The 13090-nt window shown below is 64.1% G+C and carries 12 protein-coding genes and 1 tRNA gene; 8 read left to right on the top strand and 5 right to left on the bottom strand.

The annotated features are described in order from the left end of the window. Positions 1–138 precede the first annotated feature (138 nt). Positions 139–942 (bottom strand): inositol monophosphatase family protein, encoded by an 804-nt coding sequence (locus tag PQR08_RS19495; RefSeq protein ID WP_187608834.1) that lies wholly within the window; start codon positions 940–942, stop codon positions 139–141. A 128-nt stretch (positions 943–1070) separates the two neighbouring features. Between PQR08_RS19495 and PQR08_RS19490 the strand changes: the two genes are divergently transcribed. After that, entirely contained in the window at positions 1071–1961 is an 891-nt protein-coding gene (locus tag PQR08_RS19490) for an RNA methyltransferase (RefSeq protein WP_250483788.1), read from the top strand. A gap of 198 nt (positions 1962–2159) precedes the next feature. Next, positions 2160–2954, top strand: a complete 795-nt coding sequence (gene cysE, locus PQR08_RS19485) for a serine O-acetyltransferase (RefSeq protein WP_187608836.1) — start codon at positions 2160–2162, stop codon at positions 2952–2954. On the opposite strand, the gene PQR08_RS19480 is transcribed toward cysE, so the two are convergent. The 4 genes from PQR08_RS19480 to PQR08_RS19465 all read right to left on the bottom strand — a co-directional run bounded on the left by PQR08_RS19480 (position 2951) and on the right by PQR08_RS19465 (position 5642). Then, on the bottom strand, positions 2951–3751 hold the full coding sequence (locus tag PQR08_RS19480) for a UDP-2,3-diacylglucosamine diphosphatase (protein ID WP_250483787.1): 801 nt from the start codon (positions 3749–3751) through the stop codon (positions 2951–2953). The two genes, cysE and PQR08_RS19480, sit on opposite strands and share 4 nt — an antisense overlap. Before the next feature lie 13 nt (positions 3752–3764). Continuing rightward, positions 3765–4256, bottom strand: coding sequence for a peptidylprolyl isomerase (locus PQR08_RS19475; protein WP_250483786.1), 492 nt, complete (start codon positions 4254–4256; stop codon positions 3765–3767). A 75-nt stretch (positions 4257–4331) separates the two neighbouring features. Further along, on the bottom strand, positions 4332–4913 hold the full coding sequence (locus tag PQR08_RS19470) for a peptidylprolyl isomerase (protein ID WP_035503040.1): 582 nt from the start codon (positions 4911–4913) through the stop codon (positions 4332–4334). Between the two features lie 51 nt (positions 4914–4964). Continuing rightward, positions 4965–5642: a tetratricopeptide repeat protein gene (locus PQR08_RS19465; RefSeq protein ID WP_250483839.1), complete on the bottom strand. Its 678-nt coding sequence runs from the start codon at positions 5640–5642 to the stop codon at positions 4965–4967. Between the two features lie 559 nt (positions 5643–6201). Between PQR08_RS19465 and cysS the strand changes: the two genes are divergently transcribed. From cysS to PQR08_RS19435, 6 genes are all read left to right on the top strand, one after another. Continuing rightward, a complete protein-coding gene (cysS, locus tag PQR08_RS19460) occupies positions 6202–7599 on the top strand; it encodes a cysteine--tRNA ligase (protein WP_238214975.1) in 1398 nt (465 codons plus the stop codon). 47 nt (positions 7600–7646) lie between these two features. Then, positions 7647–8660: a DNA-3-methyladenine glycosylase family protein gene (locus PQR08_RS19455; RefSeq protein WP_187608840.1), complete on the top strand. Its 1014-nt coding sequence runs from the start codon at positions 7647–7649 to the stop codon at positions 8658–8660. 129 nt (positions 8661–8789) lie between these two features. Next, the gene (locus tag PQR08_RS19450; RefSeq protein ID WP_035503035.1) at positions 8790–9761 is read left to right on the top strand and encodes an acetyl-CoA carboxylase carboxyltransferase subunit alpha; all 972 of its coding nucleotides are present in this window, start codon (positions 8790–8792) and stop codon (positions 9759–9761) included. 37 nt (positions 9762–9798) lie between these two features. After that, entirely contained in the window at positions 9799–11226 is a 1428-nt protein-coding gene (tilS, locus tag PQR08_RS19445) for a tRNA lysidine(34) synthetase TilS (RefSeq protein ID WP_250483785.1), read from the top strand. A 324-nt stretch (positions 11227–11550) separates the two neighbouring features. Then, on the top strand, positions 11551–12801 hold the full coding sequence (locus tag PQR08_RS19440; protein ID WP_035503032.1) for an aspartate kinase: 1251 nt from the start codon (positions 11551–11553) through the stop codon (positions 12799–12801). 162 nt (positions 12802–12963) lie between these two features. After that, positions 12964–13056: transfer RNA gene (locus PQR08_RS19435), tRNA-Ser, on the top strand. Positions 13057–13090 lie beyond the last annotated feature (34 nt).

Raw genomic sequence — 13090 nt, 5'->3', positions numbered from 1 at the left:
CACGCGCCGCAGGAGCGGACAGACGGGGGAAAAGCTTGCACTGTAGCGGAGCCCCGCATTCGTTGCAGAGCAGGCGGCGCGCCCGAAGCGCGAGGGAAGAGAAACGACGGAGCGCAGGGCGCGCTCCGTCGATGCGGCTTATTCGCCGGTCAGACGCGTGCGCGAGTACATGTCGAGAATCTTGATCATCTGCGCGTACACCTTCGGATTGGCCGCGACGATCTCGTTCTTGAAGAGGAAATCCGATTCGCCGGTGTAGTTGCCGACGAGCCCGCCCGCTTCCGTGATCATCAGGCTGCCCGCCGCCACGTCCCACGGATGGATGCCTTGCTCGAAGAAGCCGTCGAGACGCCCGGCCGCGACGTTCGCGAGATCAAGCGCTGCGGCGCCCGGACGGCGCAGGCCCGCGCACGACAGCGTCATTTCGCTGAAGAGGCGCATGTAGCCGTTCAGGCCCTGGCCGTCGCGGAACGGGAAGCCCGTGCCGATCAGCGCATCCGACAGACGATCCAGCTTGCCGACGCGAATGCGCCGTTCGTTCAGATACGCGCCGCGGCCGCGCGACGCGGTGAAGAGGTCGTTGCGCGTCGGATCGTAGATGACCGCCTGCTGCACGACGCCCTTGTGCGCGAGCGCGATCGACACGCAGTAGTACGGGAAGCCGTGGATGAAGTTGGTCGTGCCGTCGAGCGGATCGATGATCCACTGGAACTCCGACTCGCGATCCGTTTCGCCGGATTCTTCGGCGAGGATGGAGTGATCGGGATAGGCGGTGTGCAGCGTCTCGATGATGGCGGCTTCGGACGCCTTGTCGACTTCCGTCACGAAGTCGTTGTGCTGTTTCTTGCTGACCTGGATGCGGTCCAGATCGAGCGACGCGCGATTGATGATCTGTCCGGCGCGGCGTGCGGCCTTGACAGCGATGTTGAGCATCGGATGCATGAGCGAAATCCTCTGACGGCCGGCGCTCACGTGAAATGAATGCGCGGACGGAAAAGTTGGCGACAACGACTATGTCGACGAAAGACGAATTGAATAAGAGCGGTGCGTCCGCGCGAAGGTTCGACTGAATGAAAAAACCGTTCGCGGCGCGCGAAGGGGTCATTTTACCCGAAAGTGGCCGCGCGTTTTCGCCGCTTCGGCAAAGCGCGTTAACATATCGGGTTCGCACATTCAGCACAGATCGCGCCTTGGAACCCAACGAACTTTCCGCGCCCGCAGGCGGCTTCACCTCCACGCGCTTCATCCTCGTCGAGCCAAGTCATCCCGGCAATGTCGGCGCGGCCGCGCGCGCGTTGAAGACGATGGGCTTCGCGCGCCTCGTCCTCGTCGCGCCGCGACTGGCCGACGTCAAGAACGAGCCCGAAGCCATCGCGATGGCCTCCGGCGCCGATGACGTCCTCGCGTCCGCCCATGTTGTCGATACGCTCGCCGATGCCCTCGTGGGCGTGCACTGGTCGGTCGCGCTCACGGCGCGCATGCGCGAATACGGTCCGCCGCAGATGCCGCCGCGCGCGCTCGCCGAACGCGCGCACGAATTCGTGCGTCACGGCGACATCGCGCTCGTGTTCGGCAACGAGCGCACGGGGCTGTCGAACGCGGACGTCGAGCGCTGCAGCGCGCTCGCGCATATTCCCGCCAATCCCGCGTACAGCTCGCTCAACCTCGCGCAGGCCGTCCAGGTGCTCGCCTACGAACTGCGGCTCGCGTTTCAGGCGCCCGCGAATGCGCTTGCCGTCGTCGAATCGGCGGGGCAGAGCGCGTCGAGCGAAGAAATCGAAGGCATGTACGCGCATCTCGAAGACGCGCTCGTCGCGCTGGATTTCCTCGATCCGGCCAATCCGAAGAAGCTGATGTCGCGCGTGCGGCGGCTCTTCGCGCGCGCGGGACTGGAGCGCGAAGAAGTGAATATCCTCCGCGGAATGGCGAAGCACATCCTGCTGCACACCAAGAAAGACTAGAACGCGCGTGCCCTCGCGGGCTCTCGTCTGGCCGATGGCGACGACCGCGCTGCCGTCGGGGGCATCGAGCGAACTCTTCGCGCTCGTCCTACAATCGGCGAAAAACGGCGACAGCCGATATAAGCTTTGCGCGTTCCGTGCTTTAGGCTTTCATTGCACGGACGCTCGCGCGCCCCTTCCCACAATCGAGATACCGCCATGTTCGACCGACTTCGCGAAGACATCGCCGCCATCCGCGAGCGCGATCCCGCCGCCCGCAGCGCCTGGGAAGTCGTCACCTGTTATCCCGGGCTGCACGCGATCGTGCTGCATCGCGTGGCGAACGCGTGCTGGCGCGGGCAATGGCGCTGGCTCGCGCGGTTCGTGTCGCAGATCGCGCGCTTTCTCACGGGCATCGAGATTCATCCGGGCGCGACGCTCGGGCGGCGCGTGTTCATCGATCACGGCATGGGCGTGGTGATCGGCGAGACGGCGGAAATCGGCGACGACTGCACCATCTATCAGGGCGTGACGCTCGGCGGCACGTCGCTCACGCGCGGCGCGAAGCGCCATCCGACGCTCGAACGCGGCGTGATCGTCGGCGCGGGCGCGAAGGTGCTTGGCGGCTTTACGGTCGGCGCGGAAGCGAAGATCGGATCGAACGCGGTGGTCGTGAAGCCGGTGCCGGCGGGCGGCACGGCGGTGGGCAATCCGGCGCGCATCGTGATGCCGGCGGTCTCGAAGCCGAAGGAAACGAAGAGCGAAGGTTTCTGCGCCTACGGCATCACGCCGAACGCGGACGATCCGGTCTCGCTCGCGATCCACGGCCTGATCGATCACGCGTCGACGCAGACGCAGCGCATCGATGACATCGTCGCGGCGCTGGAGCGGCTCGGCGCGCGCGTCGAAGCGCTCAATGCCGTCGATGGCGCCGCGCTCGTCGATCTCAAGCGGCTGTGCACGTCGATGGACGGCAAGGCCACGGAAGAGCGGGTCGCGTCGCTCGAACGCTAGAGCGGCAGCGCGCGCACGCCTTCGTCATCGAGGCGCAGATAGCCGCCGCGCGGCGTGTTCGCGTCCAGTTCCCAGTCGGGCAGGACCCAGCGCACGCCCGCGACTTCGCGATGCATCGCCGGACGATGCGTGTGGCCGTGAATCAGCGTATTCGTGTGGCTGTGGATGAACAGCTCGGACACCGCTTTCTTCGTTACATCGTATTTGGCCTTGTCGCCCATCACGCGCGAACCTTCGCTTTTCGTGCGCATGCGCTGGCCGATCGCGAGGCGCGTGTCGAGCGGCAACGCCAGAAAAAGACGCTGCGCGAAGCGGTTGCGCGCGAACTTGCGGAAGCCCTGATACGCCCGGTCCGCCGTGCACAGGCCGTCGCCGTGCGCGAGCACGACGCGCTTGCCGAACGCGGTGATCACGAACGGGTCGGGCAGCGGCATCGCGCCCGCGTCTTTCATGAAGCGCTTGCCCAGCAGGAAATCGCGATTACCGTGCATCACGTAGAGACCGATGCCGCGTTCGGAGAGCGTGTGCATGAGGCGCGTCATACGGCGCGCGAAGGTGGCGCGCGCGTCGTTCGCGGGACCATCGAGAACGTCGTCGCCGATCCAGAACTCGAACAGGTCGCCGAGAATGAAAACGGAGTCCGCATCGTTCGCCGTGACCTCGATGAAATGCTCGAAGGCCGCGACCGTTTTCGGAATCGCTTCCGAGAGATGCAGATCGGCAATGAAAAACAGCGGGCGCGCGTTGTTCGCTGCACCCGCTGCTTCGCGATCGAATGAAGTCTTCGTATCGATCATGCAATGACCGGGATCAGACCACGACGGCCTTCTCGATCACCACGTCGTCGACCGGCACGTCCTGATGGAAGCCCTTCGAACCGGTCTTGACCTTCTTGATCTTTTCGACCACGTCCATGCCTTCGACAACCTTGCCGAACACCGTGTAGCCCCAGCCTTGCGGCGTCGGCGACGAATGGTTCAGGAAGTCGTTGTCCTTCACGTTGATGAAGAACTGCGCGGTCGCCGAATGCGGATCGTTCGTGCGTGCCATCGCGACCGTGCCGGCGTCGTTCTTGAGACCGTTGTTCGCTTCGTTGTTGACCGGCGCATCGGTCGGCTTCTGGTTCATGCCGGGCTCGAAGCCGCCGCCCTGGATCATGAAGCCGTCGATCACGCGATGGAACACGGTGTTGTTGTAGTGACCCTTCTTCACGTAGTTGAGGAAGTTCTCGACGGTCTTCGGCGCCTTGTCCGCGTCCAGTTCCAGCTTGATGACGCCGTGGTTGGTGTGTAGTTCGACCATGATGATGTTCACTCCATTGAGTTTGATTGAGCGCTGGCGCGGCGCGCGCGCCAGGTTAGCGACAGGCGCTTCGGATTACTGCGAGACCACGGTGGCCGACTCGATCACGGTCGGCTTTTGCGGCACGTCCTGCATCGGCCCGCGCGTGGTGGTCGGGCTGCCTTCGATCTTCTTCACGACGTCCATGCCCGCGACGACCTTGCCGAACACGGCATAGCCGTTGCCGTCCGGGCTCGGATAGTCGAGACCCGCATTATCGACCGTATTGATGAAGAACTGGGCGGTGGCCGAGTTCGGGTCGCTCGTGCGCGCCATCGCGAGCGTGCCCGTGGCGTTCTTCAGACCGTTCCTGCTTTCGAGCGGGATCGGCGCGCGCGTCGGCTTCTCGGCGAAACTCGTGCTGAAGCCGCCGCCCTGGATCATGAAGCCCGGAATCACGCGATGAAAGATCGTGCCGCTGTACTGACCGGACTTCACATAGTCGAGAAAGTTCGCGACGGTCTTCGGCGCTTTCTCGGGATACAACTCGACCTTGATGTCGCCTTGCGTGGTCTTGATGAGCACGGTGGGGTGCGCGGCCTGCGCATTCGGCTGGGCGAACGCCGGCGCGCTCGCAATCAGGGCCGCGCTCGAAAGCGCCAACATCAGGAATTTCATGAAGGATCGATCCTCGTGTGGTGAATGCGGACAGTCGGCAGCGAAGGGCGCTTACGGCTGCGCCTTCGGTGCGACATAGGGCGTGGTCGGCAGCGGGCCGGTCGGGCCGCCGAACGGCGAGAACTCGTCGGGCGCGGGCATGGCCGGCGAGACGGCGCCGGACGCGGGCGCCCATTCGTCGGCGGCCGTGCGCGGCGCGATGGCCGCGCTCGCTCCGGATGCGCCATCGGCCGCACCCGCGCGCTTCTTCGGCGGCGTGTAGATGTTCTGGATCGCCGTGATGCGCTGGCTCGTGAGCGGGCTCTTCGAGCCGAGCGATTGCGCGCGCTTGTACGACTCGCTCGCGAGACGAAGATAAAGATCGCCCAGGTTGTCGTAGGCGAGCGCATAGCCGGGGTTCGCCTTGACCGCCGTTTCGAGCGCGGCGCGCGCGTCTTCGTAGCGGCCCTTCTTCGCGTAGAGCGCGGCGAGGTTGTTGTACGGCTCGGGCAGTTCGGGATAGGCCTGCGTGATTTCGGTGAAGGCGGCGATGGCGTCGTCGTCGCGGTTCAGTCGCGCGAGCACGGTGGCGCGCTTGAACTTCGCCTGCACGTCGCGCGGATTGCTCGCGATGCGCGCATCGAGTTGCGTGAGCGCGGCGTTCCAGTCCTTGCTCGCGATGGCCGAGTCGATTTGCGGCGTGTCATCGCGCGTGGCGGTCGAGGTCTGCGCGAGCGCGGCCCCGGACATGCCGGCGCATGCGGCGAACGCGAAGGTGGCGATGGCGAGCGTCCGGGAAGCGAACCGGCAAGAGAGTTGCAGAGACGTGCGCGCTTTGCGATGAGTCACTTGGAATCGAGTCAAAGAATGATGCAGCGAAAGAAGCCACGAAAGCGGCGAAAGAGACCGCGAGCGCGTGGATGCGTGAACGATCGCGACGATCGATGTGCGAGCAGAAATGCCCGATGCGGCACACCGTCCGGCAAGGCTTTCAGCCTGGCCCGGAGCGCGGCTCGTAAAGCCCGCCGCGCGGCCGCTTCGACATTTCATAGGCTCAAGTCCCGGTGTTATACTCCGACCCATTCTAACAAAAGGTCTGCACGTCCCGCGCACGTGTCTTGCGCCTGGTTCTCCAGGCACGCGTATCGCGCCGGCGCCAGACTGTCTTTTGCCACTCGTGGCCGCTTCCGTCCTGGTCGCATGACCGTCGTGTTCGTGCTCGCGTGTGGGTCTCGTTCGCTCCCGCACGCATCGACCACGCCGCCTGCTGCCCTGCACACGGTTGACTCCGGTCCATGCTTCGCCTTCTATGAACTCGCTGCGCATCTACAACACGCTCGCCCGTGACAAGCAACCCTTCACGCCGCTCAAAGCCGGCGAGGTACGCATGTATGTCTGCGGAATGACGGTGTATGACTATTGTCACATCGGCCATGCGCGCGTGATGGTGGTGTTCGATATTGTGCAACGATGGCTGCGCACGATCGGCTACAAGGTCACGTTCGTGCAGAACATCACGGACATCGACGACAAGATCATCCGCCGCGCGGTCGAGAACAACGAGCCGATCAAGTCGCTCACGCATCGCTTCATCACGGCGATGCATGAAGATGCCGACGCGCTCGGCGTCGAGCGCCCGGACATCGAGCCGCGCGCGACCGACTTCATCCCGCAGATGCTCGGCATGATCGATGCGTTGCAGGCGAACGGCTACGCATATCAGGCGAAGGACGGCGACGTGAACTACGCGGTGCGCAAGTTCGCCGACTACGGCAAGCTCTCGGGCAAGTCGCTCGAAGACCTGCGCGCGGGCGAGCGCGTCGCCGCGAACGACGCGAAGGAAGATCCGCTCGACTTCGTGCTGTGGAAGCAGGCGAAGCCCAACGAACCCGCCGACTCCGGCTGGGATTCGAAGTGGGGCCGCGGGCGTCCGGGCTGGCACATCGAATGTTCGGCGATGGGCTGCACGCTGCTCGGCGATCAGTTCGACATCCACGGCGGCGGGCAGGACCTGCAGTTCCCGCATCACGAGAACGAGATCGCGCAGAGCGAAGGCGCGACCGGCAAGCGGTTCGTGAACTACTGGATGCACAACGGCTACGTGCAGATCGACAACGAGAAGATGTCGAAGTCGCTCGGCAACTTCTTCACGATCCGCGAAGTCCTTGAAAAATTTGATGCCGAAGTCGTGCGCTTCTTTATTGCGCGGGCACACTATCGTTCGCCGCTGAATTACAGCGACGTGCATATCGACGATGCGAAGAACGCATTGACGCGCCTATATACGGCGTTGAAGGATGTCGAGCCGGACAATCAGCAACTTGACTGGAACGAGGCGAGCGCGCAGCGTTTCCAGTCTGCGATGAACGACGACTTCAACACGCCCGTGGCCGTGTCGGTGCTGTTCGATCTCGCGAGCGAAGTGAATCGTACGCGCGATCCCGCGCTCGCTCGCCAGCTCAAGGGTCTCGCGGGCGTGCTCGGTCTGCTCGGGCGCGAACCGCGTGCGTTCCTGCAGCAGGCGAGCGGCACGGGTTCGGAGCAAGGACTCTCGCCGCAAGAGATCGAAGCGAAGATCGCCGCGCGCATCGCCGCGAAGCAAGCGAAGAACTATGCCGAAGCAGACCGGATTCGCGCCGAATTGCTCGAAGCCGGTATTGCGCTTGAAGACAAACCGGGTGGGTCGACCGAATGGCGCCGCGTTTGAACGCGGCCCTTCGTACCCTCTGATCGACTCACCAGGCAGGAGGCAAGATGGCAACGGCCAGGAAGACGCCGGTCAAACGACCCGCGTCTGTTAGCGATGCGTCGGGCGCGGCAAAGCGCACGCGCGGCGCGCAAACGAAAGCGAACACGCAGAAGATCGATGGCGCAGGTGCAACGGTCGGCCGCAAGACGGCCAGAAGCGCTGCACTCAAGGCGGCGAAGCCTGGAACGGCGGCGCGCCTGAACGGTGCCGCGCGGCCATCGAAGGCGGGCACGGAAGAAGCCGAAGCGTCGCCCGCGAAGGGCAACGGTCGCGCTGTTGCCGGCGATGGCGCAAACGCGCAGGCGCTCGTCGCCGAGCGTGGCGAGGTCGTGCGCAAGTCGCGCGTCGTCACGTCCGATGCTGCGGTGCCGGTGCAGATCGGCGGCCTCACGCGCGAGATCGTTCGTCCCGACTACTGGGATCGCGCATGTGCCGATCTCATGAAGCGCGACCGCATCCTCAAGAAGCTGATCCCGAAGTTCGGCGAGATCCATCTCGTCAATCTCGGCGATCCGTTTTCGACGCTCGCGCGCTCGGTGGCCGGTCAGCAGATTTCCGTGAAGGCCGCGCAAGCAATCTGGGAACGCGTGAAAGGCGCATGCCCGGAGGTTCATCCCGCGCATTTCATCCGGCTCGGCCACGAGAAGCTGCAGGCGTGCGGCTTGTCACGACGCAAGGCCGAATACATCCTCGATCTCGCGCAGCATTTCGAATCCGGTGCGCTGCATGTCGATGCATGGACATCGATGGACGACGAAGCCGTCATCGCCGAGCTCACGCAGATTCGCGGCATCGGCCGATGGACCGCCGAGATGTTCCTCATCTTCAATCTGTCGCGGCCGGACGTTTTGCCGCTCGACGATCTCGGGCTGATTCAGGCCATCAGCGTCAACTACTTCAGCGGGGAGCCGGTGACGCGCAGCGAGGCGCGCGAAGTGGCAGCGAACTGGGAGCCATGGCGTACGGTCGCGACGTGGTACATGTGGCGCAGTCTCAATCCGATTCCGGCGGATCATTAAAATACACACGCGCAGGACGCGCGAATTTCGCGGGCTATCGTTGATTTATAATCGATAGTTCCCGCGCGAATTTTTGAGGGACGGACGCGGTTAGAATACGCGCTGCCCGCTGTTCTAGGACTCGAACATATGAAGACCACGTTTCTGGATTTCGAGCAGCCGATCGCTGAACTCGAAGCGAAGATCGAAGAACTCCGCTTCGTTCAGGACGATTCCGCTGTCGATATTTCGGAAGAAATCGAGCGGCTGTCGAAAAAGAGCCAGCAGCTCACGAAGGATCTCTACGCGAACCTGTCGCCGTGGCAGGTTTCGCAAATCGCGCGTCACCCGCAGCGCCCGTACACGCTCGACTATGTGAGCGAGCTTTTCACCGATTTCCACGAACTGCATGGCGATCGCGCCTATGCGGACGACCTCGCGATCGTCGGCGGCTTCGCGCGCTTCAACGGTCAGCCGTGCATGATCATCGGTCATCAGAAGGGCCGCGACACGAAGGAACGCGCGCTGCGCAACTTCGGCATGCCGCGCCCCGAGGGTTATCGCAAGGCCGAGCGTCTGATGCGCACGGCCGAGAAGTTCAGCCTGCCGATCTTCACGTTCGTCGATACGCCGGGCGCGTATCCGGGCATCGGCGCGGAAGAGCGCGGACAGTCCGAAGCCATCGGACGCAACCTGTATGTGATGGCCGAACTCAAGACGCCGATCATCACGACGATCATCGGCGAAGGCGGCTCGGGCGGTGCACTCGCGATCGCCGTCGCCGACACCGTGATGATGCTGCAGTTCTCCACTTACTCGGTGATCTCGCCCGAAGGCTGCGCGTCCATTCTGTGGAAGAGCGCGGCGAAGGCGCCGGAAGCGGCCGAAGCGCTCGGCCTCACCGCGCATCGCCTGAAGGCGCTCGGTCTCATCGACAAGATCGTGAACGAGCCGCTCGGCGGCGCGCATCGCGATGCGAAGGGCATGGCCGCGCTCCTGCGCCGCGCGCTTGCCGATTCGCTGCGTCAGTTCCAGGGCATGAGCGTCAACGACTTGCGCGAGCGCCGCTTCGAGAAGTTGATGGCGTACGGCAAGTACAAGGAATCGCTGCCGGGCGCGTAAGCCCGCCAACTTCGGCATTCATCTTTCACGAACTCTCGTGACTTCCGATAACGAAACCCCGGCCGGCCGCCTCGTCTTCGAGGCGGTGCGCGCGACGGTTTCGAACGCGGATCTTTCCTCCGATGCACTTCTCGCGGTTGCATTGAGCGGCGGACTTGACTCCACCGTGCTGCTCGACGCGGCCGTGCGCTGCTTCGGCGCGCGGCGGGTCGTCGCGTTCCACATTCATCACGGCCTGAGCCCCAACGCGAACGCGTGGGCCGCGCATTGCGAAAGCTTTGCGGCATCGCTCGACGTGCGTTACGCCGCCCGTCATGTCGATATCGCGCGCGCGGGCGGCGAGAGCCTCGAAGCGGCGGCGCGCGACGCACGTTATCGCGCGCTCGACGACCTCTGCGACGAGCACGGCGCGAACGCACTGCTGATCGCGCATCACGCCGACGATCAGGCCGAAACCGTGCTGCTGCAACTGCTGCGCGGCGCGGGCGTCGCGGGTCTCGCGGCGATGGCGCCGCAGCGCGCGGACGGCGCGGTGCCGCGTCTGCGTCCGCTGCTGCGATTGCTGCGCGCGCAGCTCGAGCAATACGCGCACGAACATGATCTGAGCTGGATCGACGACGAATCCAACGGCGACACGCGCTATTCGCGCAACGCGCTGCGGCATGACGTGCTGCCCGTGCTCGCCGTGCATTTCCCCGGTTTTCGCGACGCGCTTGCGCGCACGGCATCGCATGCGGCGTCGGCGCAGCGACTGCTGGACCAGCTCGCGCGCATCGATCTGGCGCACGTGCAGAGCGCGGGCGAAGAGGGCGCGCTGATGCTCGACGCGTTCCTCGCCCTCGACGACGACCGCGCGATCAACCTCATGCGTTTCTGGATGCGCTCGCGCGGTTTGCTGGCGGCATCGACAGCGCGTATCGCCGACATGCTGCGCCAGTTGCGCGATGCGGCCGCCGCGCGCGATGGCCATGCGCTGCGCGTCGATCATGCCGGGCATAGCCTGCGCGTTTATCGCAATGTGCTGTTCTGGGAACCGGGCGACAGCGGCGATGCGCCCGATCTCGACGAAGGCGCGCCCGCGTTAAAAGCCGCGCAGGAACTGCAATGGCAGGGCGAAGAGGTATGGCGTCTGCCGCAGTGGCGCGGCTCGTTCGTGTTCGAACCCGTCGATGAACCCGCCGATGACGTCGTCGGCGAGGGCGTGCTGCGTGCCGCGCCGCTCGTCGCGCGCTCGCGTGCCGGCGGCGAGCGCATGCGCGTCGCGTCCGAAGCGCCGAGCCGCACGCTCAAGAACCTGTTCCAGGAGCGCGGCGTGCCCGCCTGGAAGCGCGATGTGCCGCTCCTTTTCGTCGGCGAGGCGCTGCTGTTCGTGCCGCATGTGGGCGTGAATCGCGACGCGGCGCCGAGCGCGGCGCTCGGGTCTCTGCGCCGTATTTCGTGGCGGCCGGATTTGCTGCTGGCGTAGGGTGCTTTTGAGCAGCCGTTGTGCGGAAGCCGGTAAAATCGGCGTCACCGGCGCTCCATCTTGTAATTTCAGCCTCGATCGGGTACGGTAACTCGTTTCGCCCCGGCGCGTTTTTGCGCGGCATCTCCGTTCAAAAGACTCGATTTCGCCCGCATCGACGCATCCGTGCGCCGCGTATAACATTCGTGCGAGCGCGCGACGGGCGTGCGGCAGCGCCCGCTGTTCGTAGGCTTCGACATCCCCTGAAGCAAATCGAGCGCGAGTCTCAAGCGCTCTCGCGCCAACGCGCGTGAAGCGCGGTTTTCCCTCCAGTTCAAAACGACAATGGCACTCATCGTACACAAATACGGCGGCACTTCGATGGGCTCGGTCGAGCGCATCAAGAACGTCGCCAAGCGCGTCGCCAAATGGCACAAGGCAGGCCACAAGATGGTCGTCGTGCCCTCGGCGATGTCCGGCGAAACCAATCGCCTGCTCGGCCTCGCACGCGACATCAAGGCCGACCCGGACCCGCGCGAACTCGACATGATTGCCTCCACCGGCGAGCAGGTGAGCGTGGGGCTTCTCGCCATCGCGCTGCACGCCGAAGGCCTCGACGCCGTGAGCTATGCCGGCTGGCAAGTGCCGATCAAGACGGACAGCGCGTTCACGAAGGCGCGCATCAGCGAAATCGACGGCGAGCGCGTGCTGAAGGATCTCGACGCGGGCAAGGTCGTGGTCATCACGGGCTTTCAGGGCGTCGATCCGGAAGGTCATATCGCGACGCTCGGCCGCGGCGGCTCGGACACGTCGGCGGTGGCCATTGCGGCGGCCATGAAGGCGGACGAGTGCCTGATCTACACCGACGTCGACGGCGTCTACACGACCGACCCGCGCGTCGTCGAAGAAGCACGCCGGCTCGACCGCGTGACCTTCGAGGAAATGCTGGAAATGGCGAGCCTCGGCTCGAAGGTGCTGCAGATCCGCTCGGTGGAATTCGCCGGCAAGTATCAGGTGAAGACGCGCGTGCTCTCCAGCCTGACCGATCCGCTGATGCCGCTCGAGGCCGAAATGCACTCCGGCACCCTGATTACTTTTGAAGAAGACGAGAACATGGAAAAAGCAGTGATTTCTGGCATCGCGTTCCAGCGCGACGAAGCGCGCATCGCGGTCATGGGCGTGCCCGACAAGCCGGGCGTCGCGTATCAGATTCTCGGACCGGTCGCCGATGCGAACATCGACATCGACATGATCATTCAGAACCAGAGCGTGAACGGCAAGACCGACTTCACGTTCACGGTCGGCCGCGGCGATTACCACCGCGCGCTCGAAATCCTGAACAACCAGGTGAAGGGCCACGTCCAGGCGGAAACCGTTCTGGGCGATCCGAAGGTGTCGAAGGTGTCGGTGGTGGGCGTCGGCATGCGCTCGCATGTGGGCATCGCGAGCACGATGTTCCGCACGCTGTCGGAAGAGGGCATCAATATCCAGATGATCTCCACGTCGGAAATCAAGATTTCGGTGCTGATCGACGAGAAGTACACCGAACTCGCCGTGCGCGCGCTGCACAAGGCGTTCGAACTCGACCGCGCGTAAATCGCGCGGGTTTGAATCCTGCGCTCCGTTGCGGTTTGCGGAGGAGGGCCTTTCGGTATTGATCGTTTTGAAAAAAATAATCACGCCAGTTTGACCCGCGCCTGCGAACACGTTATTATCTCGATCTCGTTGCACTGCACTCCCGGTGCGACGAAAAGTTTGGGAGACGTGGCCGAGAGGTCGAAGGCACTCCCCTGCTAAGGGAGCATCTGGCTAAAAACTGGATCGAGGGTTCGAATCCCTCCGTCTCCGCCAGTTGTCGTAGAAAGGCCCCGCAAGCTTAAAAACT

The sequence above is a fragment of the Caballeronia jiangsuensis genome (assembly GCF_046030135.1).
In the GTDB taxonomy this organism is placed as follows: domain Bacteria; phylum Pseudomonadota; class Gammaproteobacteria; order Burkholderiales; family Burkholderiaceae; genus Caballeronia; species Caballeronia jiangsuensis.
This window is presented reverse-complemented; position numbering and strand designations above follow the sequence as displayed.

Excerpts from the sequence above, each read along its gene's own strand:
- PQR08_RS19450 (WP_035503035.1), top strand. The coding sequence starts at position 8,790 with ATGAAGACCACGTTTCTGGATTTCGAGCAGCCGATCGCTGAACTCGAA.
- PQR08_RS19465 (WP_250483839.1), bottom strand. The coding sequence starts at position 5,642 with ATGTCCGGGGCCGCGCTCGCGCAGACCTCGACCGCCACGCGCGATGAC.
- PQR08_RS19480 (WP_250483787.1), bottom strand. The coding sequence starts at position 3,751 with ATGATCGATACGAAGACTTCATTCGATCGCGAAGCAGCGGGTGCAGCG.
- PQR08_RS19455 (WP_187608840.1), top strand. The coding sequence starts at position 7,647 with ATGGCAACGGCCAGGAAGACGCCGGTCAAACGACCCGCGTCTGTTAGC.
- PQR08_RS19475 (WP_250483786.1), bottom strand. The coding sequence starts at position 4,256 with ATGGTCGAACTACACACCAACCACGGCGTCATCAAGCTGGAACTGGAC.
- cysS (WP_238214975.1), top strand. The coding sequence starts at position 6,202 with ATGAACTCGCTGCGCATCTACAACACGCTCGCCCGTGACAAGCAACCC.
- PQR08_RS19470 (WP_035503040.1), bottom strand. The coding sequence starts at position 4,913 with ATGAAATTCCTGATGTTGGCGCTTTCGAGCGCGGCCCTGATTGCGAGC.
- PQR08_RS19495 (WP_187608834.1), bottom strand. The coding sequence starts at position 942 with ATGCATCCGATGCTCAACATCGCTGTCAAGGCCGCACGCCGCGCCGGA.
- PQR08_RS19440 (WP_035503032.1), top strand. The coding sequence starts at position 11,551 with ATGGCACTCATCGTACACAAATACGGCGGCACTTCGATGGGCTCGGTC.
- cysE (WP_187608836.1), top strand. The coding sequence starts at position 2,160 with ATGTTCGACCGACTTCGCGAAGACATCGCCGCCATCCGCGAGCGCGAT.
- PQR08_RS19490 (WP_250483788.1), top strand. The coding sequence starts at position 1,071 with ATGAAAAAACCGTTCGCGGCGCGCGAAGGGGTCATTTTACCCGAAAGT.